The following is a 25,125-nucleotide window of genomic DNA, read 5'->3' on the forward strand; positions in this document are numbered from 1 at the left end:
ATCTATAGGTTTCCTATTTGCATTCTCTGAAATACATCTGCCACCTCTATATCTAACTTATCTTCTTCTGTTATTGTATAAGTATCTTCCTCTACAGTTCTGATCTCTTCAGAATTAAAAAGCTTTGAAAAGAAATTGTTTAACATTTTACACCCCACTTAAAATAATTTGATAAATTTTATTTAATTAGAAAGTTTATTACTTACAATATATATCGTTTGAATTATATGAAAGTAAATCCTTATATAAATATTTTAGATTAATTATTTAATTTATAGTCAATTATAATTATAGCATCCTTCTCAATTTTTTACAAATTATCCCATGTATTAAATCTCATTTTCTTCTTTGAGTATATATAACTTTATCTATACATGGGTGTAACATATACTTTCAATGGTACTTGCTCCAATAACTCACTATAGTTTACTATCAATTATTTCTTTATAATCTTATTTATAATAAAAAAAGCCTAATACAAAATGTAGCGGAGGATTTTACCTATGGGGTGAAGCCTTAATTGGCTGGGGACTCTCTAACCCTAACCCGTCAACTAACTTCGTAGGCTTTAGAGAGGAGTTAATTATGAAAAAAATAATTATTTTATGTTTATCTTTACTTATGCTTAGTTCTTCTTTTATTATTCTTAACAAGAATAATATTATTAGTGATCTTAGTTCAAAAGAAGTGGCCTTATCTTCAAATGAAAATATATCTACTTATGAACATGAATCTTTAGATACTTTATCTGAAGATCCATCTTCCACCCCCTCTAACACATCTCCCCAAAATCTACCTTTGTCTAGAGGAGGGTATTCTGACCCTAAATATTCACAAAATACTAATGTTGTAGATAAAGAAGTAGCTCTTGTGGATTGGTGGGATGAAGGAAGTAATATTTTTTCAGTGGGTACACAAGCTCAAGTTATAGATGCTGAGACTGGTAAGAGTTTTATGATACAAAGAACTACTGGTACTAATCATGCAGATGTGGAATCTGCAACTTTAGATGATACTGAGAAAATTAAAGAGATTTGGGGAGGATGGTCATGGGATAGACGTCCTATATTTCTTGTTATTAATAATAAAAAATATGCTGCTTCAATGTCAGCGATGCCTCATGCAGGCTTAGATAACCAACCTGAATTAAAAACAGTATCTAATCGTTCTGGTGGATATGGTACTGGTGATAATCTAGACTTTATAAAAAGTAATGGAATGGATGGTCATATAGATGTTCATTTTTTAAATAGTACTAGACATAAGGATAACAAGAAAGATCCTCAACACCAAGAAGCTATAAGCAAAGCTTATAAATCATAAAACTTGAATAATTTATACTATCTCTACAGATCTTTATTAAAACTAATATTAATAATTATAAGTTTAATTTTATAGTTTTTAATAAGGTGGATGTATGAAAATTTAATTTTCATACATCCACCTCTATTTTAAATATAGAACCAATCTTCCTTCAGATAATGTTCTTTCCATGATTTGAATGTTAGATGAGTCAATCTATGGGCACAGCAACTGTTATCCTCATCTGTAATAAGATAGGGGTATTACAGGCGGTATCCATGAAATAAATATATTTTCTCTTTAATCTTCTTTTGTTTTATAAAATGTTATATGGTCTTCCCATCCTCCATTTATATAAAGGTAGTTTTTGTTTATTCCAAGATCTACAAACCCACAAGCCTTTAGTACATTTTGAGATCTAACATTATTTATAAGGGTTGATGCCTCTATTCTATGAAGTCCCAAGTCATAGAAAGCATACTCAATGATAGTTTCTACAGCATCTCTCATATATCCATGACCTTGTTCATCCTTATCTAAGGAATATCCTATAAAAGCACTTTTAAATATTCCATTTATTATGTTAGATAACTGTATCTTTCCTATTAGTTTACCTTCTTTAAATATACCAAAGTTCATGCTAATTCCATTTAAATATTGTTTAAAATTTTCTATAAGTATTCTCTTTTGAACTTCAATGGTATAAAAACTTTCATCTCTTAAAGGTTCAAAATCTTTAAGATGATCCTTATTTCTTATACAATACTCTAACACTTCTTTTGTATATTCAGGAGTTAATAAATTTAATGTAACTTTTCTTCCTTTAATAGATAGAGAAGATAATACATTTCCACTGTTAAACTCTATTGAGGTTATTCCTAGAAGATATTGACTTTTATATATTCCATTTAAGTACACATTACTATCAAAAATTCCTTCTAGCATGAATCCTACCTCTAAAAATGAACTAAGATTTATATTCTCTTCTGATATTATATTAAGTTTAAATATATCTCCTCCAGAAAAAATTTTGTTACCTAAAGCTCTTAATACATCCGTCATAAGGTCTTTATTATCTTCCCTATAAAACTTAAATTTTACTAAACAATTTTTCTCTTCTTTATTCATATCTAAAATATAAAATCGCCCTATAGTTATTCCAATATTATCTCTAATTATATATTCATCTAAATTACCCTTAGATAGTTCTATAGTTATCTTTTCATTTCCCATATTTATCTCTCCTAGGAATATTATTCTACTAAATGTTTAAACTTTTGAAATCGTAAATAACAACGACTAGTAAAAGCTTAAATATTATTCTGCATAATATTAGTATATAACTTTTCTTTGTACTTGTACTATAAATAGGTTATCCCTAATCAGCATAATATAAAGCTTAATAAATTATTTTATATTTATATATTCTTCATAATACAATAAGTAAGCTCAAATGAGCCTACTTATTTATTATAAGTTTATCCTTAGCTTAATGGAATTAGGGCAAATGCATATCTGGTTCCAAACATATCATTAGCAATTCCCATTAAAAATGTCATAGCCATATTTATAAATGTAGCAAAGGTAACTATTATACCTGTTATGTAAGTACTTCCATTATTAAAAACCTTACTTATGCTAAGAACTACTGTAGGGAAAGCTATTGCGAAGAATATTCCTGAAACTCCTATAACTAAAACCCCATTCTCTCCCATTATAAATCCTAGGGTATATAGTATAAGTGCAATAGTAAGAGATTTTAAAACAACATTTAAATATCCCCTCTTCTCAACTACAAATCCTCCAAACAATCTTCCTATAGAAAATATCGCAAAAAATATTGATAAGTAAAGGGAACTTTGCGATTTATTGAAATTAAAACTTGATTCCATGTAATTTACAAACCAGTTTGATGTTCCACCTTCTGCAAATACGTAAAAACCTAGAACACATATGTATAAAAGTACAATTTTATTGCTTAAAGCTTCTTTTAATGTTATCCTAGCGTTATTATGTCCCTTGTTTATTTTTGGTATCTTTATAAAGCTAAATAATATAAGCATAATAACATAAAGTACTGCAACACCTAAATATATTTTTCTCCACTCTATTCCATTATACATAAGAACTCCTGCAGCTCTTTGACCAACAGTGGAGCCAAGTCCATAACAAAAATGTACTAAATTCATTATTATGCTCTGCATAGATATGAACAATATGGGTATTAAAGTGTTAATAGTTATAGCTGATAATCCAAGACCACAACTTGTAAGTGTCATAGAAATGATAAATAATAAATATGAATTACTTAAGGATAATAATATAAGAGAGCCTATCATAGTTATAATACCTGATATAAAAACTATTCTTTGCCCTATCCTGTCACAAATCCATCCTCCTACAAAGGTTGCTATTGAATATCCTACTGTACACATAGTTAAAACGAATCCAATTTCAGTGTCTGTTATCCCAAAATCATTCTTAAAACTTGGTACAAAGACTCCTCTTGTATTTTCCGCTATTGCAGCAAGTATCATCATTGTAAATATAAATAGTGTTGTAAATAAGTGCGGTTTCTTCTCCATTTAAGCTAATATTCCCCTTTCAAGTATTCTCCTATCCATGTATTACTGAAACATTATACCACAAAATATTAATACTTTTAAAAATCCATTTGCTATTTTATTATGGTATTTTGTGTAACACTTAATATCTCATCATAAGTATCTACATCCTATGTATGTGAAACATATAATGTATTATATGAAAGGCTATTTTTACTCTTAAAAAGTTTAACTTTACATTGTTATTGGGTTATAATATATACTGAACTTTTGCTTATATATAGATAAACTACATCCAAACTCAATCTTTGAATAAGCCTTAAGCAATGATAGCTTACGATTTAGTTTCAATTGTCATGCGGTTTATCTATAGATGTACCTTATCTAAATTTAACCTTTAAATATAATGCAATATTGTAGATTAAGATTTAGTTTAAGGTTATATGTAACTTATCTATATATCTTAATAATAAAATTTATACTATCTTACTATCTTACTTAATTTTGTGAAGAGGAGTCTTAATGATGAATAAAAAAATGATAAATAAAATAAATTTATTCCTCCTTGGTCTTCAAGGAAGATTTGATGAAAACTCAGATATCTTTAAAGAAATACACATAACCTTTAATACTGGACTTAAAGAGTTTAAAGGAATCGGAACATTCAAAGACGGAAAAATTAACTATAACTTTAATGGAAAAACCTCTTTATTATCTATAAATGAATTATTTGCACTTATATGTAATGAAGCTGAAAAATATGATTCTTTAATAATTTTATATAGAGAACGTGGTACAGATATCCTTATTTCTGGAGATAATAAAAATGTAAAGATGACTTCTACAGAGGTAAAAGAAGAAAATATACAAAACCTATCCAAGTCTTCTTCAAAAGAAGTACATATAAATGAATCTTCAACCTTACTAAATAGGGATTATTACATAAAGGTAGGAAAGGCTGACCCCTTACTTAAGGAACTTGGCATAATGTCAACTGATGGAAAAATCAAAAATGATAAAATAAGGAAGTATAATCAAATAGATCACTATGTTGAACTTCTAGAAGGAATTCTAGATTCACTTCCTAAAAATGAAGTAATAACCATTCTAGACTGTGGTTGTGGTAAGTCTTATCTAACCTTTGTTTTAAATTACTATCTAACAGATATTAAAAGAAGAAAGTGTAAATTCATAGGACTTGATCGTTCACCTGAAGTTATAGCAGCTTCTACTAAGATGGCTAAAAATCTAGGATATAGAAATATGGAATTTATGGCTGTAGATATAAAAGATTATAATCCTCCAAGTAAAATCCATGTAGTTATATCCCTTCATGCCTGTGATACAGCAACTGATATGGCTATCTCCTTAGGAATTAGATTAAACTCTGATGTTATAATAGCTGTACCTTGTTGTCACAGAGAACTTTTAAGCCAATATAATTATGATCCTTTTAAATCAATAACTAAGTATGGAATATTAAAATCTAGAATGGCAGATGTTCTTACAGATGGAATGAGAGGACTTATGCTTGAGGCTAAAGGATATGATGTATCCATAGTTGAATATATATCTCCTCTTGAAACACCTAAAAACCTTATGATTAGGGCCATTAGAAAAGGAGATGAAAATCCTAAACTTATGGACGAATATATGAGCCTTATGGGAAGTCTTAATGTATATCCTGCTCTTTATTCCTACTTAAATAATATTTACGAATAATACTTATTATAGGCTTAACAAATTTTATCCTCGGTAACTCTTTAGAATAATATCTGTTAGGCCACTTGATTATTTAAACTACAATTTAGATGGAGTAAAAAACTTCATATGAATTAAACTCCGCTTTATGAATAATATCTTATAAGTTGCTAACACTATTACTTGTAGGTAACTTTATTACCTATATTCATATTCTCCTCAGCCAGTTATGAACTATTTATATTTAATTTAGCTGAGGGTAAATCCCCCACCTTATAGCGACTGTTGAGCTTTAAGCACCATAAAAGGAAGTATTTATTAAACGGTATAAAGATCAGCTTATCCTTATACCAATCATATTAATGTAAGCAATTCATCCAACATTGTGAAAAATAAGCTTACTTAATAAATATTTTCTAAAGATGCCTAAGCTCAAAGCACATGACAAAGCTTAATCCCCTTATGTCATGTGCTCTTTTTTATTTTATAACTTTTAGTATATATATTTATTAAAATTATATCACAGGGCATTATTTTCTCATCTTATGAATATAATTTCTTAGAGTTTCTTTAGGAGGTATATTTATGATAAAACTTAAAAGAAAGCTAATAATATTTTCTTCTCTCGCCCTTATATTTATTATTTTAGGTTCAGTGATAATGTATAAAATATTAAAGCCTTCTTCAAAAGAAAAAGAACTATGGGTTCTTCCTGATGTCTCAAGCTCTTATAATAGGTTTATAACCAAAGAAACTCTTATTAAAGAAATCAAACAAAAACATGAAATTATCCCTATGGAAATAGAATTAAAAGAAGAAGTGACAGTAAATAACACTCTCTTTGATATGGAAATATTTACGAAATTACAAACTATTCATTTTTTTGGTACAGGCATTTATTCAATAGATTTATCTAATATATCAGATGAAAACTTTAAAGTAGATAAATATGAAAAAAACTTAACCTTAGAAGTTCCTAAACCTAAAATTAAATCAATAAATATAGAAGATAGTAAAACCTTATATGAATCACCAACTTTAGGCATATTAAGATTTGGTGATGTAACTTTAACTCCTAAGGAGTATGAAGTTCTAATAACACATGTAAAAGAAAAAATGTCTTCTAGGCTTATGGATGGAGAAATATATGATGAGGCTATATTAAATAGTGAAAATTCTTTGATAAATATCATAAGTCCAATATTAAGCACCACAGAGTATTCTTCCTATAATATTAAAATTAAATTTATATAATTTATATAAGTAAGGCTATGGTAAAAACATATATTTTCACCATAGCCTTAATATAATTAGGGTTAATTATATTTATCATTAAAGATAGATCTTAGTTTAACATAAATATTAAAGCCTTCTGTAAACTAAAACCCCTTTTTATTAGTAGCTTCTCGCTAGATTACTCTGAATCCTCTTAAGTGGCAATACGTTAAGGACAACCACCGTTATTATAAGCTCTGGAACTAAATAAGTTGAGTTATATATTAAAGAATAAATCAACGGATTTTGTCCATTTGCATACTCTGCAAAGAATATTACTCCTGATAATACATGACATATATAACGTCCTAAGATCGCTATAAAAGCTCCCAATGTTACATTATTTCTAAAATATCCCGCAAGCCCTAAGGACATAAATGCAAATGTATAATCAAGTAGTAATTGAAGAGGATGTACCACATATGCCCCAAGCATTAAATCTATTATTCCAAATAATAATCCACCTAAAATCCCTATTCTTGGTCCATATATATAAGCTATAAATATTATAGGTATCATGCTTCCTAAAGTTACAGACCCTCCATTTGGCATTTTCATTATAGTGAACATTTTAAGTATTGTTCCAAGTGCTATAGCTATACCTACATAAGTCATAGTTTTTGCATCTAGCTTTATTTTTCTAAAAGCTAGTAATGCTGCCACTAGACCTACTAAACAAAGTAAAGTTATATAAATTTTAGGATCTGAAAATACAGTTCCTAAAGATTCTAAAGCTTTTGGAGCTTTAAAGTTAAAGTTAAAAATACTTAATAACATATAAAATCCCTCCTTATAACTTGTAGACTTTTATATATTATGATGCCCTTAAATTATTTAAGTTATATTGAATAAAAATATAATCTAAACAAATTAGAGTAACTTTTAATTTTATCTCAATATTACTAAATAAAAAAAGCACTGCATAAAGCAGTGCTAATGTATTCTTAGGTATTTCCATTACAACTGCTTCCCTCCGCTGGCATTATCCAGATCAGGTAAAGGGTTAGGATTTCTCATCCCTCTCAGCCAAATGGCACCCCCAGCAAAACAATATATAATTATCTCTCTACTTCTATTATAATACTTTGTATGAAAATTACAACTATTCATTAATATAAATTATTTATATTAATCACCCAATTTTTATACTTATAGGTTTAAAATGGTTATATATCTAACTTATAGTCTTATCTTATTACATATTTTCATATTTTGAAATCTCTATTTTATCTTTATATTTTTTCAAAAACACTAAAAATGTAATTATAGATATTATTTCAAATAAAGCTGCTATCATCTAGCCAATTGAAAATCCACTTAAATTAATAAAAAAACTAATAATTGTGTAAAATTACTTATTTTTTAGGTTATAATGTTATTAAGTATATAAACTATTGTAGTTTTATGTTGACTTTGAAAATGTTTTCTAATAGAATCTACACTATAATAACTAAATATTAATACTTTTATAGGTTTTCGAGAGAAATTAATAGGGAAGCTCTGGTGTAAATCCAGCACAGCCCCCGCTACTGTAAGCACTACTTATAAATCACATCCACTGATCTAAAATTGGGAAGGAGATTTATAAGGCATATATAAGCCTTTGCTTATATAAAACATCTAAAATAATATATAGTAAAAATATATTCTGTTTATGATTTTCATATAACTTTAAATATTAGTTGTATTACTTTTAAACTTTGTTAGACAATCATATTCAAAATATATTATGACTCTAAATATCTATTTTAAGATGCTAATTTATGTGTAAGTCAGGAGACCTGCCTATGAGATTATTTTAACTTAACTTCGGAGGGAGGTTTTGGTTTTATGCTAAATTTGTGCATAAGTCTGTCCTTTGGAGAGGCTTTTTTTGTTTTCCGATGTTGTAAGCCTTAAGCTAGACTCCTCTAGGAGATATAAGTTACTAGTAGATATACCTGGCTTTAATTATACCTATTCTCGTATAGGCCTTTAATAAATATAAAGGGCTTAATTAATAAATAAAAATTAGTTCAATTTGTTATTGCAATTTATAGAACGACTCTTCCTTCAGATGGCATTCTTTCTAACACATGAAGATTAGATGAGTTAATTTAGCGGCATAGCGACTGTTATCATTCATCTTTTAATAGGATTGGTGTGTTACAGTTGGTAACCATCAGATAAAAATAATATGACCTAAAAATAATTGCAATATTAAATTTAAAAATTTTTAAAGGTATATCTATGGATTCTATTTTAAATATCTAATTTTAATTATGTAAGGAGATTATATTTATGAAAAAGAAAAATTTAATTACCCTAATTCTAGGTGTCAGCTTATTATTTACAGCATGTTCCTCTACTACCTCTACAGTTAAAGAGGATGAGAATAAGGCTGAGGCTACTTCTAGTAAAAACTATCCAGTTTCAGTAACTAATTTTAATTTTGATAAGACAGAAAATAAAGTTACCTTTGATAAAAAGCCTGAAAGAGTAATAAGTACTAATCAAACTACCACTGAATTATTACTACACTTCGGACTTGAAGACAAGCTAGTAGGAACTGCATTTATGGACAACCCTATTTTAGACAATCTTAAAGAGAAGTATGATAAAATCCCTGTACTGTCAGAGAAGTATCCAACTAAAGAAATGGTTATAGAAAAAAGTCCTGATCTTATTATAGGATGGAAAAGTGTATTCTCTGATAAGGTTTTAGGCTCTGTAAACTCATGGAATGAAAAGGGTGTTAATACCTTTATTCAAAGAAACTCTGGCATTTCTGAAAAAGCAACAGTAGAAAATGTGTATAAAGATATAGAGGATATAGGTACAATCTTTGATATAAAAGATAAAACAGATGCCTACATAAATGATATGAAAAAGAGTATAGAAAACATAGAAAACTCTATAAAAGATGTAAAGTCTAAGGCTAAGGTTCTAGTTATAGAAGGCTCTGAGAATAATAAGTACACAGCATACGGACCTAATACATTAGTTTCAGATATGGTAGAAAAAGCTGGTGGTAAGAATGTAGCAGAAAAAGGTGGAACTATAGGACCAGAAAATATAGTTGAGTTAAATCCTGACGTAATAGTTCTTATACATTTTGAGGCTCAAGTTAAAGATAACAAAGAGAAGGATGCTCTTTTAAATAATCCTGCTCTTCAAAGCGTACAAGCTATAAAAGATAAAAAAATATTATATACTCCATTAGCTGAAACCTATGGGGGAAGTGTAAGAACACCTAAGGGAATAGAGAATCTAGCTAAGGGTTTTTATGCTGACTTAGTTAAATAAATTATTGTGAGGTTTACCAATGAATAAAAATCTATCACCTTCTCTTCCCTCTAATGTATATTTTGAAAAAATAAATAAGAAGTTTTTTCTTATAGTTACTTTTCTTATTTCTATTTTACTTATATCCTTAGTACTTTCAATTACCTTTGGCTCTGCTAATATTTCTGCTTATGATGCTTATAGAATTATTGTATATAATACCCTTGGTATTCCCATTGGAGATGTGGCTACTTTAACCAAAGGTCCAATATATGATATAGTTTGGCATATAAGATTTCCAAGGGTAATTCTTGGAGCAGTGGTTGGAATGGGGCTTTCTATTGTTGGATGTGCAATGCAAGCTACAGTAAATAACTCTCTAGCAGACCCTTATATATTAGGTCTCTCCTCCGGGGCATCATTAGGAGCTACCTTTTCCATACTTATTGGAGTAAAAGGGGTATTGTTTGGTAGTGGAGTTACCCTTGGTGCATTTATAGGAGCTTTAGTTTCTTCCATATTAGTTTATTTACTTTCTAATGTAGGGGGACGGATTACCTCTACTAAGCTGGTATTATCTGGACTTATTATAAGTTCTATATTCTCAGCATTCACAAGCTTTATAATATTTATTTCAAATGATGCAGAAGGAATGAAAACCGTAACCTTTTGGATGATGGGAGGATTAACCTCTGCCTCCTTTGAAAATTTAAAGATTCCATCTATTATTATATTAATAGGAATAATATTCTTTCTGTCACAGTTTAGAATTTTAAATACAATGCTTTTAGGAGAAGAAGCATCTATAACCCTTGGAGTAGATTTGTCCTCCTACAGAAAAATATATATGCTAGTTTCAGCTCTAATAACAGGAGTAATAGTTTCAGTTTGTGGAACCATAGGTTTTTTAGGACTTATGATACCTCATATAGGAAGATTCTTAGTTGGAAGTGACCATAAGAAACTCCTACCAATAAGTGCTCTTTTAGGTTCTATACTATTAATATGGACTGATGTTCTAGCTAGGGTAATGATGAAAGGTTTAGAAATCCCTATTGGAGTCCTTACCTCAATGCTTGGTGCTCCATTTTTAATGTGGCTACTAATAAAAAAATCTTATGGCACTGGAGGTAAAACTAATGAAAATAAAGGTAGATAGCCTCTCTTTAAATATAGGCAGTAAAAAAATATTAGACAATGTATTTTTAAATTTAAATACTAAGGAGTTTGTAGGATTAGTTGGTCCTAACGGAAGTGGAAAATCTACTTTATTAAAAGCAATTTATAGAATACTAAAACCTAGTAATGGTTCTATATTTATAAATGGTAGAGATATATCTAAACTCTCTATAAAGTCAACCTCTCGTGAAATGGCCGTGGTGAGTCAATTTAATGAGCAGAACTTTGAGTTTAAGGTGCTAGATATGGTACTCCTTGGTCGTACACCTCATAAGAAACCCTTTGAGCTGGACAACAAAGATGATTTCAGAATATCAATGGAATCTTTAAAAAAAGTATCTATGGAAGATTATTATCATAGGGATTTTTCTACCCTATCTGGTGGAGAAAAACAAAGGGTCCTTTTAGCTAGAGCCCTAGCTCAAAAGGTTGACATACTGATATTAGATGAGCCTACAAATCACTTAGACATAAAATATCAAATTCAGATTTTAGAGCTGGTTAAATCATTAGATATAACAGTACTTGCAGCCTTACACGATCTAAATTTAGCTTCTAATTATTGTGATAAAATATATGTACTTAATGATGGGAATATAGTTTCCTCAGGATACCCAGAAGAAGTACTAACTGAGAATATGATAAAAAATGTCTTTGGAGTAAATAGTGAAGTATCCTTACATCCTAAGACAAATAAATTAAATGTAGTTTATTTGTCTAACTATTTATAGATTCTAATTTAAATATTCGAAGTTGGTTTCATCTCTTGTACTAATTGATTTCTTTATTGAAACTACTTGCTTTGTATAGAATAAATTTCTCTAATATAAATTTCAATTTAGGTTTTTTCAATAGTTTTATATTTTAATATCATAATAGATTAATTATTGTCTTGTTATTTTTCTAGAGTAGATTTTAATAAATATGAGAAAATATAGCTACCATATGTAATCCTAGCCATTTAAAGCTGGAGAATACATATGGTAGCTATAATGAAATATCTTTCTTTTCTACATTACTTTATTCTATAACATTTATAAGCTTACCGAATATATCTTTATTGTCTTTTATTTTCTTTTCATTACCTAGAACACAAATATAGTTCTGATCCATTACACTTTCTATAACTGGAGCAAAGTCCTTAATGTGATTTAGCTTTGTACCTATAACTTCTTCTCTTTCCCTTTGCTTAGTTTCATGGTCTATTCCCATATAATACTGCTCTATGGCATATTCTGATTTCATAGATGGTGTTAATGGATTATCTAATTTACTAATTGTACCTATTATATACTTAGTCATGGTCTCATCATCTACTTCTAGTTCTCTTAGATAATTGGCCATTTCATCATATACCTTTAAGGTTTCCTTTATATTAGGATCTCTATAAGATGTTATAAACATATTTCCGCTTCTACTTATTCTTGGAACAACTCCATAAGCTCCACCTTGAACTCTTACATTATTCCATAAATAATCAAAGTTTGCTATGGTCTCAAGAACTAAAGCAGACCCATTATATTTATATCCATTATTTATAAAGTTTCCACCCTTAGCTACATACTGAACATTCCCTTGAGTAAGTAGTCCTTCATTGGATCTCTCTTCCAGGTTAAAGTTATACTCAACTTCTTTTACGTCCTTATTTCCTAAAATCTTAGAAATGCTTTCAATTGGATTTTTAACTGCATCATAGTCTTCTTTATCCGATGTAAAGCTCACAGTTAAATTACTCTCATTGAATAATTCCTCTCTAGTCTTCTCTAAGTTTTTCTTTACTTCATCCCACTTACCATCAAAGTTCTTTTCAATATCGCAAAGGAATTTATAATATCCTATTCCATCTATAGTTTCATCAAAAGCTCCCTTTGGAGAGAAGTATGACATCATTCTTTTTGCAGATACTATATGGCCTGAACTAAACATACTCATTTCATAGTAGCTCTTTATCTCTCTAAGATTTTGAAGAACTCTTTCTTTATCATCAAATAGAGTATTTTCAAGAATTTCTCCTATAAGCTCAGTAGTTTTATCTAATTTATTAATAAGAGCTTTTGCCTTTACCATAAATACTGCACTAAAGTCTTTTGGATCTCCACTCTTAACATAACTTGTTACATTAAAGAATATAGCACCAGTATGTATTCCTATAGCATTTGCTAAAGAACCATAGGTGTAATTTTTAGTTCCTATTCTTCCAAGTACATCTGATAATAGCTTAGCATAAGGAAGTAACTCTTTAGAAAGAACTTTAGCATTAAATAAAAGTTTTAAATATCCTATTTTGTTTGTTTCTACTTCATGGAATAAGACCTTAACACCATGCTCTTCTCTTATTTCTAATGGTAGTTTATCAGCTTCTTTATTTATATCTTCTATCTCAAGACTAGGTATACTGTTTAAAGCTTCCTTTGTATCCTTTGTCATCTGTCTTTCTTTAAGCTTTTTACCCTTTTCTATTATATTCTCTAACTCTTCATCACTTAAGCTAGCCTTATATTTATCAAGCTTTTCAGCTAATTCCTTTTCTTTTCTTTGTGAAAGTCCTTTTTCAGGTTTTAATACTGCAAGAGAGCTATGAGGATTATTTAAAATATGCTTTTCTATAAGCTCTTCAAAATACTTAGTATTTAATGCTCTCTTAGCATTTTTAAGAACTGGTTCATATGCTAAGTTTACAAAAGGATCTCCTCCATAAAGCCAGCTATCTAAGGCTTTTGTGTAATAAACTATTCCTGCTGGATATCCTCTATAGTCTCCCTCTCTTAATATAAACTCTATTTTATTTATGGCAGCTTCTATAAGCTCCTTATCGATGCCATCTTTAACTAGATTTTCTAAGGTATCAAACACTAACTTCTTAAACTTATCTTTATCATTTTCATTAGCATCCTTTGCTACTATTGAGAAATAAGGCTGTTTTATACCATTTTCAAACTCTCCAAACACAGACTTACCAATACCCTCCTCAAGTAAGGCCTTCTTTAAAGGTGCCGCCGGAGTCTCTAAAAGTAAGTACTCTATTACTGTTAAAGCTAAATTCTCATTAGTATCTAAAGCTGATCCTATGGAGAAGTTTAGATTCAAGAAACTCTTATTCTCTGTAGAGTCTTCTTCTGAAAGACTATAAGTATATGTAAACTCCTTCATTTCTTCAAAGGGATCTTGTGTTCCTATCTCTGAATCTATTTCTTGTCTTTCAAAATTACTTAAATATTCATTATTTATGAACTTAAGCTGCTCCTTTAAATCCCCATCTCCATATAAATATATAAAGCTGTTTGATGGATGGTAGTATTTTCTATGGAAGGCTATAAAATCTTCGTAAGTAAGCTCAGGAATAACCTCTGGATCTCCACCTGAAGAATGACTATATATAGTATCTGGATAAAGTGTCTCTGTTATCTTTCTAAACACTAATGAGTCTGGTGAAGAATATGCCCCCTTCATCTCATTATAAACAACTCCATTATATTTAAGTTCAGAGTCCTTGTTTTCTAAAGAATAGCTCCATCCTTCTTGCATAAATATTTCAGGATACTTATATATATTAGGATATAATACAGCATCTAAGTAAACATCCATAAGATTTTTAAAGTCTTTATCATTTCTACTGGCTACAGGATATATGGTCTTATCTGGATAAGTCATAGCATTAAGAAAGGTATTTAAAGAGCTTTTTAGAAGCTCAACAAAAGGTTCCTTAACATCAAATTTTCTAGATCCACATAAAACTGAGTGTTCTAATATATGTGGAAGTCCCGTACTATCCTCAGGTGGTGTTCTAAAACCTATTGCAAATACCTTGTTGTCATCATCATTACTTATATTAAGAAGTCTTGCTCCTGTTTTTTCATGTTGAAAAATCTTTCCATTGGATTTTATCTCTTCTATATAAACATCCTCTAACAGCTTAAATCCTTCATATACTTCATTAACTTTAAAGTTCATATCATCACTCCTTTTATGTTTTATGAAAATCTTACCATACCCTTCTACGGTAATCAATAATAACTATCACTAAAATCATTTCTTTATTATCATTTACCATACATATATATTGTTACCTAATTCATTAATTATTATATTTACGTAATATTATATTATGATTTAATTTATACTCACCTTTGTAACAGCAAAATGGATATAAAAAGAGTGGTATACTAGTCTACTCACTCTTTTATATATTAAATTTATTAATTTTTATATTAAGTCTTTTTCCTTTTTTTAATTCTCTTACCATCTTCATCCCCATATATCATGTCCATATACTCTTTTTCATATTCTATATCCTTACTTTCAACTTTATTCTCTACTTTTTTTATCCTTGTATTTTTTCCTTTATGTCCATTCTTTAATTTAATCTTCTTTATTAAATTTTTTGCCTCTCTCTCTTCCCTTTCATTAGACTTAATCTTATATGAATTTAAGCTTTCAATAAGTTCATCAATATTTATTTTATCTATATTCTCTTTTCCTATATACTTAAATAACTTTAATATTATTATAATTAGTGATGATATATCTAGACTTATATTAACAGAGCTATTTCCTGAATGATCTATGGACATAGAATTCTTTTGATTTAAATCTCTCTTATTATTATTTTTCTTTTCATCTTCATAACTATCCTTTTTATCTAACTTTTCTTGCATATTTTCAATAACTTTCTTTTGCTCTTCCAACTGAGAGTATAAATATTCTATAGCTCTAGCTTGTTTAAATAATTTATCTGCTAAAGCCTCGTTTATCTTTTGTTGTTTTACAAGCTTTCTATTAAGATTTTCTATATCTCTATCTACATACATCTTTTTATTAGACATAAATCTCCCTCCTATTAGTGAATACTACTAAATTAATCCTTTGTTTTAAGCTAAACTTGATAAATAAAAACCTTTTTTCATATATATTAAAATTATAAAATTTCTTCCTATAAATATCATATCTAAATTCAATCTTTAAATTGGCTGTAAATCATAGTAAATTGAGGCCTAATTTAAGGTGTCATGTGATACATATATATGACTAACACTAGAATCTATATAATTTAAGAGTTTGAATCATAACAATTTTATCCATGGATAAAAGAGCTTACAATATATTATTTGAATGCGCGCTTATTCAATTTATTGTAAGCTCTAAAATTTAAGCTTAGAGTTTATTTCTTAATTTACTAGTTAGTACTCTCTTCTATTTAAATGAGAAATAATCATATATAAGATTATTTATAAGTTCTTCTAAGCTTCAAATGAGAACCTTCTTTTTATGAAAACTCCATAGGAAGCTTAGAATTACCTTATGACACCCTAATATAGAAAATTAATTACTTTTTCCAAATTACATTTAAAGTGTTTCCAGATTCTTCAACTTCCATATTATTATATTCTTTTTCAAGTTCTAACTGATTTTGCTTAGTCTTAACTTCCATTTCTACTTCTTCTTTTTGCTTTTGTTTTTGATTCTCATATTGCTTTTGTTTTTGATACTCATATTGATATTGCCTTTGCTTTTGCTCTTGAAGTTGAACAAGGATATCTTTTAACAATATTATTATTTTTTCTTCATTATTAGCCATAGTTTCACCTCATCCCCTTATCTATATATCTATATGGTTAATACTGTTTCCTGAGTATTTTATCTGCATATAGTTCTTTTCATATTCTCTCTCATTTAAATATTGACTTGCCTTAGAATCAAGCTCTGCATGCTGCTTCTGATGTTGATCTTGATATTGATGTTGGTCTTGGTCTTGGTACTGGTATTGTTTCTCATATTGGTACTGATATTGATCTTGCATTTGAAACAAGATATCTTTTAATAAGAGAAATATCTTACTATAGTCACCGTACATAACCATTCCCCCTACTTTATAATATTTATACTGTTACCTGAGTACTTTATCTTCATATAATTCTCTTCATACTCTTCTTCGTACTGCTTTTGATAAGCATCTGAATCTAAGTGTGCTCTTTGCTCTTGCTTTTGATCTTGTTTTTGATGTTGATCTTGCTTTTGATGTTGATATTGGTCTTGATACTGTTTTTCATATTGATCCTGATCTTGGTAAGTTTTCTCTTTATAATACTTCTTATATTCTTTTTTATCCTCATGCTTGTGGTCATAATCTTCTTCACATTTATCTTCATACTCTTCTTTACATTTATCCTCATAGTCTTCTTTATAATCTTCTTCATATACTTCTGTTTCTTCCTCTTTATCAAAGTCTAAAAATAAATTTTTTATCATATCAACAATTTTATCTTCATTATAATTCATACCAAATTCCTCCTACTTCTTATGCTTGTGTTCTTTACATTTTTTAAATATAAAATTGAAAGTATTACCTGAACGTTTTACTTTCATTTTGTTATTTTCATACTCTATCTCTTTTTGTCCTTGATGGGTTTCTGTCTCTAATTCAGCTTCTTGTTTTTGATACTCTTCTTGTTTCTGAGCTTGATGCTCAATTTGGTATTGTAATTGTTTCTGCATTTGTTCTTGTCTTTGCAGTTGAACCAATATATCTTTTAACGCAACTACTATTTCATCATTATTGTAAGACATAAAATTAATCCCCCTTTTAAATATTTTATGTAGTACATAATATGACAAGTACTTAATAGGTGACAGGTATTTAATGTAATATGATGATTCTTAGTGGTAAAAATCTTATTATTATGTTTTTTATTTTTATGATAATATGGAAATATATTGTACATATATTAATTACTACAATATATTACATTAAAACTCTAAATGCTTTAATTCACTTAATTATTTATAGTAATAACTTTAGAAATTTCTTTATAAAAACACATTTTAGTGTTATTGAACATAATATATACAAAAATATTATTTATTCTTATATAAGGACGTGATATTTTGAAGAATAATGATTTTAATATAGAATTAGAAGATAACGACTATAAATTTATGGGAAAAATTGACCCCTCTAATCCAAATACAATCCCTAAATTTGTAGATAATATAAATAAACCTAAGGTGTTAAGACCAAAATGCGTTAACTCCAAAGGCTTCTATTATGAAGTTGAAATGAAAGAATGTTACCACAATTTTCATAAATACTTTCCTAAAACAAGTGTTTGGGCATATGAAGGAACTGTTCCAGGACCAACTATTGAAGCTTTAAGAAATCAAAAAATTTATGTTAAGTGGATAAACTCTCTTCCACTAAAACATTTCCTACCCATAGATAGAACTATTCATGGTGCTGTTGATAACCCTGAGGTTCGTACAGTAGTTCACGTTCATGGTGCTAGGGTATCTGCTAGTAGTGATGGTCATCCTGAAGCTTGGTTTACTAAATGCTATGCTATAACTGGAATAAAATTTGAAAGAGAAATATATAAATATACCAACGATCAGCAGGCTGCTACTCTATGGTATCATGATCATGCTATGGGAATAACAAGATTAAATGTATACGCAGGCCTTGCTGGATTTTATATAATAAATGATACTCTTGAAAAAATATTGGATATTCCATCAGGACACTATGATATTCCATTAATGATTCAAGATAAATCTTTCAATAGTGATGGATCATTATTTTATCCGGATTCACCTCCATTTCCAGTGCCAGTAAAACCTTCTATTACCCCATTTTTTCTTGGAAATACTATTGTAGTTAATGGTAAGGTTTGGCCTCATTTAAAAGTGGAGCCTAGAAAGTATAGATTTAGAATAGTAAATGGATGTAATACAAGGAATCTTGTCTTAGGTCTATCAAATAATCAAAGTTTTTCTCAAATAGGAACTGATGGCGGATTATTAAATACTCCTGTTACTTTAAATGAAATACCTTTAGAACCTGCTGAGAGGGCAGAAATAGTAATAGATTTCTCTAAATTAAGAGGACAAAGCTTAATTCTTAAAAATTTAGATGATGATTCTCCTAATACTGGAGTAGTAATGGAATTCAAGGTTGACCTTCCTCTTCTATCTGAAGATACTAGTAAGGTTCCTGAAATCCTTTATCCAATTGAAGAACATTTAGAAGAGAGTTTGGCAACTATGGAAAGAGATCTTACCTTAAGTGCTACCCGAGATGAGTATGGACGTCCCATGCTACTACTAGATAATAGAATGTGGCATGATCCTACCACTGAAAAACCTATTATGGATTCAATTGAAGTATGGAACCTTGTAAACCTAACTAACGGAGCTCATCCAATACATGTTCATCTAGTCCAATTTAAAATACTAGATAGAAGATTTTTCGATGAAAGAAAATATTTAGAAGAAGGAAAACTAGAATTTATTGGTGAGCCAATGCCGCCACATGAATATGAGAGAGGATGGAAGGATACTGTTAAAGCTGAACCTAGAATGGTAACTCGAATAATAATGCATTTTAGAGAATACCCTGGTGATTATGTATGGCATTGCCATATCCTTGAACACGAAGATCATGATATGATGAGACCTATGAGAGTTCTAGAGAATTAACTCTAAAAAATATAAATAAATTTAAATAAGCTCAGATTGAATTTAAAATTCATCTGAGCTTAAATTTATTTATATATTAAAGATTTATCTGACCTGTGTGTTTTTGTTCAGCGATTAGATCATAACACAGAATAATCCACTATGGATTTTTTTATTTTTTTCTTAGTTTAATTTCATTTTACAATTAGTCAAATTTATTATATATATCAATTACTACAATATATTACATTAAAACTCTAAAAGCCTTAATTCACTGAATTATTTATGGTAATAATCTTAGAAGCTTCTTTATAAAAAACACATCTTAGCGTTATTGAACATAATATATACAAAAATATTATTTATTTTTATATAAGGATGTGATATTTTGACGAATAATGACTTTAATATAGAATTAGAAGAGAAAGACTATAAATTTATGGATAGGATTAATCCCTCTAATCCAGATACAATCCCTAAATTTATAGATAATATAAATAAACCTAAGGTATTAAAGCCTAAATATGTTAATTCCAAAGGTTTTCATTATGAAGTGGAAATGAAGGAATGCTACCATAGTTTTCATAAACACTTTCCTAAAACAAGGGTTTGGGCATATGAAGGAACTGTTCCAGGACCAACCATTGAATCTTTAAGAAACCAAAAAATTTATGTTAAGTGGATAAACTCTCTTCCATTAAAACATTTTCTACCCATAGATAGAACCCTTCATGGAGCCGCCGATAACCCTGAAGTTCGTACAGTAGTTCACCTTCATGGTGCTAGGGTAGCTGCTAGTAGTGATGGTCATCCTGAGGCTTGGTTTACTAAATGCTATGCTATAACTGGAATAAAATTTGAAAGAGAAGTTTATAAATATACTAACGACCAACAGGCCGCTACTCTATGGTATCATGATCATGCCATTGGAATAACAAGATTAAATGTATACGCAGGTCTTGCTGGATTTTATATAGTAAATGATACTCTTGAGAAAATACTAGATCTTCCATCAGCAGATTATGATATTCCATTAATGATTCAAGATAAATCTTTCAATAGTGATGGTTCATTATTTTATCCAGATTCACCCCCATTTCCATCGCCAGTAAAACCATCTATTATCCCATCTTTTCTTGGGAATACTATTGTAGTTAATGGAAAGGTTTGGCCTCATTTAAAAGTGGAGCCTAGAAAGTATAGATTTAGACTAGTAAATGGATGTAATACAAGGAATCTTATATTAGGTTTATCAAATAACCAAAATTTTTCCCAAATAGGAACTGATGGCGGACTATTAAATTCACCTGTTACTTTAAAGGAAATACCGTTATTACCTGCTGAAAGGGCAGAAATAGTAATAGATTTTTCTAAATTAAAAGGACAAAGCTTAATCCTTAAAAATCTGGATGATGATTCTCCTAATACTGGAATAATAATGGAATTCAAGGTTGACCTTCCTCTTTCATCTGAAGATACTAGTGAGGTTCCTGAAATCCTTTATCCAATTACAGAACATTTAGAAGAAAGTATGGCAACTACGGAAAGATATCTTACTTTAAGTGCTACTGAAGATGAGTATGGACGTCACATGCCACTATTAGATAATAAAATGTGGTATGATCCTATCACGGAAAAGCCTCTTATGGATTCAATTGAAGTATGGAATCTTATAAACCTAACTAATGTTGCTCATCCAATTCATGTTCATCTGGTCCAATTTAAAATACTAGATAGAAGACCTTTCGATGAAAGAAAATATTTAGAAGAAGGAAAACTAGAATTTATTGGGGATCCGATTCCTCCCCATGAACACGAGAGAGGGTGGAAGGACACTGTTAAAGCTGAACCTAGAATGGTAACCCGAATAATAATGCATTTTAGAGATTACCCTGGAGATTATGTATGGCATTGCCACCTACTAGAACACGAGGATCATGATATGATGAGACCTATGAGAGTTTTGGAATATTAAATGATAAAAAAATAAATTTAAGTAAGCCCAGGCTGAATTTAAAATTCAATCTGGGCTTAAATTTATTTATATATTAAAGGTTAATATGACTCTTATCCTAATCAAATTATTCCAATAAAATTATTAGTCTTTAAAATTTTAATTTTTCTACTTAAGATTTTAGACTATAAATATATACTTTCACCTCCCTCCTAGCATTAGAGAAAGGTGTCAATGAATTACCTAACATTAATATTGACATTTCTATATTTTAAAATGAACAATTTTTAAGTTTTAATTTTATATCATACTAATTTATTAAATTTTTTAAGTTTTAATTTCATATTTTATTGATTATATTATTTTTTTTACCTTTCAACTACATTTTATACTTATATATATCTTATAAAAATATTATTACAGGTTTATACCTGAATTTTTGTAAGTTTATACACTATCATATTCACCCTTTTTTCATATTCACAAAAAATTAATAGATTTATTGGTAAATTATTTTTTAAATGAACATATATATATGAATATAAATATATTTTAAAGGAGTTGCTTTATGAAAAAGTCATTAATCTCAATTATTATTTCCACCGCTATGGTATTTAGCTTAGTAACTTTTAGAACTTCAACAGCCACTGAAACAAATCCTGGATATTTAAAGACTCTAATTTCATCTCAGGAAAAGTCTTTCAAAAAGACTGATATAGGAACTGGCAAACTTCATGTTTACTGGAATGCTAACTCTGATTCTCCAAAATTCATCGATGGAAAGCTGAATAAGGATAAGATCGAAAGCAAAGAAGACGTTCTAAGCTATGTCAAAGATAATAAAGATGCTTTTGGCTTAAATTTTGGCTCCTTTCATCTAGCTGATGAGATAAAAGATGAAGATGGTAATACTCACTATAAGATGCAATTAAGTGTAGATGACATAGACGTTATGAGTAAAATGGTTGTAATCCACGTAAATAAAGACGGTGATATATATTCAATAAATGCAGATATAGATCCTAGTATATCTAAAATGGACTATAAAGGTATGGTAACTTTATCTAAAGATGAGGCAATAAAAAAAGCTGAAGCTTCTTTAGACGTGAAAGATAATCAGAAAAATTATAGTTATGAGCCTTCATCAGAATTGCTTATAAATAAATTTGGCGATACCTGGAAGCCAGCATATCTAGTAGAGATTATATTTAGTAATCCATATCCTGCTAACTGGAATGTATTTGTTGATGCTACTAATGGTGAGATTCTTTCTAGTAAAAACTTAATAGCATCCCTTCAAGGTACAGGTATTGACCGTAAAGGAAATCAAGTAACTTTAGAAACTACAAAAGTTGGATCTAAATATAGATTAGAAGATAAAACTAGAGGAACTAAGGGAGGTTATACTACTCACGATGCAAGAAGAAGCCAATATCTTGTTCCTGGATATATAGTAGAAGATAATGATAATAATTTTAATGAAGGTGGAATCATAGCTTCAGCTGTAAGTGCTCACTCTGGAGTTGCTAAATCCCACGATTACTTCAAGAACAAATTTAATAGAAACTCTTGGGATGGTAATGGTGCTGGAATTACAGCTACTGTAAACGTAGGAAGAAACTTTATAAATGCTTTTTATGATGGAAGAAGTAATCTAGGCTTTGGAGAGGGAGACGGTGTTAATGCTGCTCCATTTGCTGACTCTCTTGACATAGTTGCTCATGAATTTACTCATGCTGTAACTAACTCCTCTGCTGGACTTGAATATGAGCTTCAAAGTGGTGCTTTAAATGAATCCTTCTCTGACGTTTTTGGTATATTGATAGAAAATCAGGGAAAGAGCACTATAGATTGGGAAATGGGAAATGAACTACAGCTTCCAGGCTCAAGATATGTCCTAAAGAGAAGCTTTAAGGATCCTACACTTTATAATCAACCTGGTCATATGAACGATTATCAGAACCTTCCTAACACTCAAAAGGGCGACTGGGGTGGAGTTCATATAAACTCTGGTATACCAAACAAAGCTTTCTATAATATAGCTACTAAATTAGGATTTGAAAAGTCAGAAAAAATATACTATAGAACATTAACAAGTTATCTTACTCCTCAATCTCAATTCATGGATGCTAGAAATGCTCTAGTTAGAGCTGCTTCTGATATCTATGGAGAGAATAGCCAAGAAAGAGTTATTGTTCAAAATGGACTAGCAGACGTTGGACTTGGACAAGCTTATACTGGTGCTCCTGTGCAATAACTTTAGCTTGCTAATATCTTAAACTATAAATTTTAATATAAAATAATAAAATAGAGGTAGGCTTATAAACTATAAGTCTGCCTCTTAACTTTTAAATTTATTAGAAACACATAGATATATACTATATGATACCTAGAACTAAACCTACAACTCCAATGATTTGTATCTTGTTATATCTATGCTCAAGAGTTCATCTATTAGAATAAACTAGAATCATAGTTTTATTTTATATTTATCACCATATTTACTAATAAATTTATAAATTACGCTAACCTAATATTAAAATAAGCATAATTTATAACTTATAGGATTTTATATATAAAAATTAGTTTATTTGTATATTATCACATCAAGCAATTATTTCCTTTTTATTTACATTTTGGTATAATATAGATAAAACTTTGAGGAGGGCTATTGTTGAATGATCACAAAAAATTAGATTTAAGAACAATATTTCATTGTATATTTATACTCTTTTTATGTATTTCTTTCATTCCTTCATTCACTATATCATTCCTTTCTTCATTCTCAATTGAGCAGAGAAATGTAATGAAACAACAGAGATATAATTCTTTATGGAATTATTCAAACTCTATATACTTAATAAAAGATGAAATAGATAAAATCTATAAAGAAAAACAAATTTCAGAAAATAATGTAGAAACCCTAAAACTTTATGAGGAATATTTAGAAAAGAGTTCTATTTACCTCTCTAGTGTTGTTAACTATAAATATGATAATTTATCGCTGGTTAAAAAGACTATATCTCCTCTTAGAATAAACAACTTGTCCTTTGAAGAAAATAAAACTCATATAGATAAGTTCCTAGCATTTTATGATGATTTTAAAAAAGTAACTTACCCTTATGAAGACATAAGTAGAAGAGAATACACTAATGTCCTAAATAAATTTCTAGAATTAAACTTAAAACACTTTGATAAAAATAATTAAGAGCTCCAATGGAGCTCTTAATTATTTTCCTAGCCAAGGTTGAGGTTCATGATGATTTTTAGAGTTGGCATAATGTCCTATCTTTTCACCATCTATAACTCCAACATCTGCATTCTTTTTTGGATGCATTTTTCTTTTTTCCACGTTAGATTTTGGTCTATCTTTCATTCTATTTTTATTGTTATCCATTGCATATCCTCTCCTTTTAATAAGAGTTCATTATTAGGATG

The 25,125-nt window shown here is 29.1% G+C and carries 21 protein-coding genes and 3 riboswitches; of the genes, 10 read left to right on the forward strand and 11 right to left on the reverse strand.

Annotated elements, in window-relative coordinates; genetic code table 11:
- Positions 1-2 precede the first annotated feature (2 nt).
- A complete protein-coding gene (locus AB2369_RS00325) occupies positions 3-146 on the reverse strand; it encodes a hypothetical protein (protein ID WP_367664474.1) in 144 nt (47 codons plus the stop codon).
- 313 nt (positions 147-459) lie between these two features.
- A riboswitch (cyclic di-AMP (ydaO/yuaA leader) is annotated at positions 460-583 on the forward strand.
- Between the two features lie 2 nt (positions 584-585).
- Here AB2369_RS00325 and AB2369_RS00330 point away from each other — a divergent pair.
- Positions 586-1,323, forward strand: a complete 738-nt coding sequence (locus tag AB2369_RS00330; protein ID WP_367664475.1) for a hypothetical protein — start codon at positions 586-588, stop codon at positions 1,321-1,323.
- Between the two features lie 279 nt (positions 1,324-1,602).
- On the opposite strand, the gene AB2369_RS00335 is transcribed toward AB2369_RS00330, so the two are convergent.
- Together AB2369_RS00335 and AB2369_RS00340 are read right to left on the reverse strand one after the other, a co-directional pair.
- A complete protein-coding gene (locus tag AB2369_RS00335; protein ID WP_367664476.1) occupies positions 1,603-2,535 on the reverse strand; it encodes a GNAT family N-acetyltransferase in 933 nt (310 codons plus the stop codon).
- 251 nt (positions 2,536-2,786) lie between these two features.
- A complete protein-coding gene (locus tag AB2369_RS00340; protein ID WP_367664477.1) occupies positions 2,787-3,887 on the reverse strand; it encodes a sugar MFS transporter in 1,101 nt (366 codons plus the stop codon).
- A 504-nt stretch (positions 3,888-4,391) separates the two neighbouring features.
- Between AB2369_RS00340 and AB2369_RS00345 the strand changes: the two genes are divergently transcribed.
- Together AB2369_RS00345 and AB2369_RS00350 are read left to right on the forward strand one after the other, a co-directional pair.
- On the forward strand, positions 4,392-5,588 hold the full coding sequence (locus AB2369_RS00345) for an SAM-dependent methyltransferase (protein WP_367664500.1): 1,197 nt from the start codon (positions 4,392-4,394) through the stop codon (positions 5,586-5,588).
- 564 nt (positions 5,589-6,152) lie between these two features.
- Positions 6,153-6,821, forward strand: a complete 669-nt coding sequence (locus tag AB2369_RS00350) for a DUF4230 domain-containing protein (RefSeq protein ID WP_367664478.1) — start codon at positions 6,153-6,155, stop codon at positions 6,819-6,821.
- Positions 6,822-6,962: 141 nt separating this feature from the next.
- Here the strand turns inward: AB2369_RS00350 and thiT are convergent, their stop codons facing one another.
- On the reverse strand, positions 6,963-7,619 hold the full coding sequence (thiT, locus tag AB2369_RS00355; RefSeq protein WP_367664479.1) for an energy-coupled thiamine transporter ThiT: 657 nt from the start codon (positions 7,617-7,619) through the stop codon (positions 6,963-6,965).
- Positions 7,620-7,793: 174 nt separating this feature from the next.
- Positions 7,794-7,893: riboswitch (TPP riboswitch) on the reverse strand.
- A gap of 402 nt (positions 7,894-8,295) precedes the next feature.
- Positions 8,296-8,646: riboswitch (cobalamin riboswitch) on the forward strand.
- Positions 8,647-9,122: 476 nt separating this feature from the next.
- On the opposite strand from thiT, the gene AB2369_RS00360 reads away from it, so the two are divergent.
- Genes AB2369_RS00360 through AB2369_RS00370 form a run of 3 tightly spaced genes read left to right on the forward strand, consistent with a single transcriptional unit; the run spans position 9,123 to position 12,016 of the window.
- Positions 9,123-10,127 (forward strand): ABC transporter substrate-binding protein, encoded by a 1,005-nt coding sequence (locus tag AB2369_RS00360; RefSeq protein ID WP_367664480.1) that lies wholly within the window; start codon positions 9,123-9,125, stop codon positions 10,125-10,127.
- 19 nt (positions 10,128-10,146) lie between these two features.
- The gene (locus AB2369_RS00365) at positions 10,147-11,265 is read left to right on the forward strand and encodes a FecCD family ABC transporter permease (protein WP_367664481.1); all 1,119 of its coding nucleotides are present in this window, start codon (positions 10,147-10,149) and stop codon (positions 11,263-11,265) included.
- Positions 11,246-12,016 (forward strand): ABC transporter ATP-binding protein, encoded by a 771-nt coding sequence (locus tag AB2369_RS00370; RefSeq protein WP_367664482.1) that lies wholly within the window; start codon positions 11,246-11,248, stop codon positions 12,014-12,016. The genes AB2369_RS00365 and AB2369_RS00370 overlap by 20 nt, the downstream gene beginning before the upstream one ends.
- A gap of 289 nt (positions 12,017-12,305) precedes the next feature.
- Here AB2369_RS00370 and AB2369_RS00375 read toward each other — a convergent pair whose 3' ends face one another.
- The 6 genes from AB2369_RS00375 to AB2369_RS00400 all read right to left on the reverse strand — a co-directional run bounded on the left by AB2369_RS00375 (position 12,306) and on the right by AB2369_RS00400 (position 17,849).
- Positions 12,306-15,236 carry an insulinase family protein gene (locus tag AB2369_RS00375; protein ID WP_367664483.1) on the reverse strand — a complete coding sequence of 977 codons (2,931 nt, stop codon included), beginning with the start codon at positions 15,234-15,236 and terminating at the stop codon, positions 12,306-12,308.
- A 257-nt stretch (positions 15,237-15,493) separates the two neighbouring features.
- Positions 15,494-16,108 (reverse strand): hypothetical protein, encoded by a 615-nt coding sequence (locus AB2369_RS00380; protein WP_367664484.1) that lies wholly within the window; start codon positions 16,106-16,108, stop codon positions 15,494-15,496.
- Positions 16,109-16,608: 500 nt separating this feature from the next.
- Positions 16,609-16,860, reverse strand: coding sequence for a hypothetical protein (locus tag AB2369_RS00385; protein WP_367664485.1), 252 nt, complete (start codon positions 16,858-16,860; stop codon positions 16,609-16,611).
- Between the two features lie 21 nt (positions 16,861-16,881).
- Positions 16,882-17,136: a hypothetical protein gene (locus AB2369_RS00390; protein ID WP_367664486.1), complete on the reverse strand. Its 255-nt coding sequence runs from the start codon at positions 17,134-17,136 to the stop codon at positions 16,882-16,884.
- 11 nt (positions 17,137-17,147) lie between these two features.
- Positions 17,148-17,561, reverse strand: coding sequence for a hypothetical protein (locus AB2369_RS00395; RefSeq protein ID WP_367664487.1), 414 nt, complete (start codon positions 17,559-17,561; stop codon positions 17,148-17,150).
- A 12-nt stretch (positions 17,562-17,573) separates the two neighbouring features.
- Positions 17,574-17,849, reverse strand: coding sequence for a hypothetical protein (locus tag AB2369_RS00400; RefSeq protein ID WP_367664488.1), 276 nt, complete (start codon positions 17,847-17,849; stop codon positions 17,574-17,576).
- A 318-nt stretch (positions 17,850-18,167) separates the two neighbouring features.
- Here AB2369_RS00400 and AB2369_RS00405 point away from each other — a divergent pair, with 318 nt between their 5' ends.
- From AB2369_RS00405 to AB2369_RS00420, 4 genes are all read left to right on the forward strand, one after another.
- On the forward strand, positions 18,168-19,754 hold the full coding sequence (locus AB2369_RS00405) for a multicopper oxidase family protein (protein WP_367664489.1): 1,587 nt from the start codon (positions 18,168-18,170) through the stop codon (positions 19,752-19,754).
- A 367-nt stretch (positions 19,755-20,121) separates the two neighbouring features.
- Complete coding sequence (locus AB2369_RS00410) at positions 20,122-21,708, forward strand: multicopper oxidase family protein (RefSeq protein WP_367664490.1); 1,587 nt, start codon at positions 20,122-20,124, stop codon at positions 21,706-21,708.
- Between the two features lie 547 nt (positions 21,709-22,255).
- Positions 22,256-23,944 (forward strand): M4 family metallopeptidase, encoded by a 1,689-nt coding sequence (locus AB2369_RS00415; protein WP_367664491.1) that lies wholly within the window; start codon positions 22,256-22,258, stop codon positions 23,942-23,944.
- A 549-nt stretch (positions 23,945-24,493) separates the two neighbouring features.
- Positions 24,494-24,895 carry a hypothetical protein gene (locus AB2369_RS00420; RefSeq protein ID WP_367664492.1) on the forward strand — a complete coding sequence of 134 codons (402 nt, stop codon included), beginning with the start codon at positions 24,494-24,496 and terminating at the stop codon, positions 24,893-24,895.
- Between the two features lie 21 nt (positions 24,896-24,916).
- Here AB2369_RS00420 and AB2369_RS00425 read toward each other — a convergent pair whose 3' ends face one another.
- Positions 24,917-25,084: a hypothetical protein gene (locus tag AB2369_RS00425; RefSeq protein ID WP_367664493.1), complete on the reverse strand. Its 168-nt coding sequence runs from the start codon at positions 25,082-25,084 to the stop codon at positions 24,917-24,919.
- Between the last annotated feature and the right edge of the window lie 41 nt (positions 25,085-25,125).

The sequence above is a fragment of the Clostridium sp. genome (genome assembly GCF_040797585.1).
GTDB lineage: Bacteria > Bacillota > Clostridia > Clostridiales > Clostridiaceae > Clostridium_Z.

Bases quoted from the DNA above. Each gene is read 5' to 3' on its own strand.
- AB2369_RS00325 (WP_367664474.1), bottom strand. From the start codon at position 146: ATGTTAAACAATTTCTTTTCAAAGCTTTTTAATTCTGAAGAGATCAGA.
- AB2369_RS00330 (WP_367664475.1), top strand. From the start codon at position 586: ATGAAAAAAATAATTATTTTATGTTTATCTTTACTTATGCTTAGTTCT.
- AB2369_RS00335 (WP_367664476.1), bottom strand. From the start codon at position 2,535: ATGGGAAATGAAAAGATAACTATAGAACTATCTAAGGGTAATTTAGAT.
- AB2369_RS00340 (WP_367664477.1), bottom strand. From the start codon at position 3,887: ATGGAGAAGAAACCGCACTTATTTACAACACTATTTATATTTACAATG.
- AB2369_RS00345 (WP_367664500.1), top strand. From the start codon at position 4,392: ATGAATAAAAAAATGATAAATAAAATAAATTTATTCCTCCTTGGTCTT.
- AB2369_RS00350 (WP_367664478.1), top strand. From the start codon at position 6,153: ATGATAAAACTTAAAAGAAAGCTAATAATATTTTCTTCTCTCGCCCTT.
- thiT (WP_367664479.1), bottom strand. From the start codon at position 7,619: ATGTTATTAAGTATTTTTAACTTTAACTTTAAAGCTCCAAAAGCTTTA.
- AB2369_RS00360 (WP_367664480.1), top strand. From the start codon at position 9,123: ATGAAAAAGAAAAATTTAATTACCCTAATTCTAGGTGTCAGCTTATTA.
- AB2369_RS00365 (WP_367664481.1), top strand. From the start codon at position 10,147: ATGAATAAAAATCTATCACCTTCTCTTCCCTCTAATGTATATTTTGAA.
- AB2369_RS00370 (WP_367664482.1), top strand. From the start codon at position 11,246: ATGAAAATAAAGGTAGATAGCCTCTCTTTAAATATAGGCAGTAAAAAA.
- AB2369_RS00375 (WP_367664483.1), bottom strand. From the start codon at position 15,236: ATGAACTTTAAAGTTAATGAAGTATATGAAGGATTTAAGCTGTTAGAG.
- AB2369_RS00380 (WP_367664484.1), bottom strand. From the start codon at position 16,108: ATGTCTAATAAAAAGATGTATGTAGATAGAGATATAGAAAATCTTAAT.
- AB2369_RS00385 (WP_367664485.1), bottom strand. From the start codon at position 16,860: ATGGCTAATAATGAAGAAAAAATAATAATATTGTTAAAAGATATCCTT.
- AB2369_RS00390 (WP_367664486.1), bottom strand. From the start codon at position 17,136: ATGTACGGTGACTATAGTAAGATATTTCTCTTATTAAAAGATATCTTG.
- AB2369_RS00395 (WP_367664487.1), bottom strand. From the start codon at position 17,561: ATGAATTATAATGAAGATAAAATTGTTGATATGATAAAAAATTTATTT.
- AB2369_RS00400 (WP_367664488.1), bottom strand. From the start codon at position 17,849: ATGTCTTACAATAATGATGAAATAGTAGTTGCGTTAAAAGATATATTG.
- AB2369_RS00415 (WP_367664491.1), top strand. From the start codon at position 22,256: ATGAAAAAGTCATTAATCTCAATTATTATTTCCACCGCTATGGTATTT.
- AB2369_RS00420 (WP_367664492.1), top strand. From the start codon at position 24,494: ATGAAACAACAGAGATATAATTCTTTATGGAATTATTCAAACTCTATA.
- AB2369_RS00425 (WP_367664493.1), bottom strand. From the start codon at position 25,084: ATGGATAACAATAAAAATAGAATGAAAGATAGACCAAAATCTAACGTG.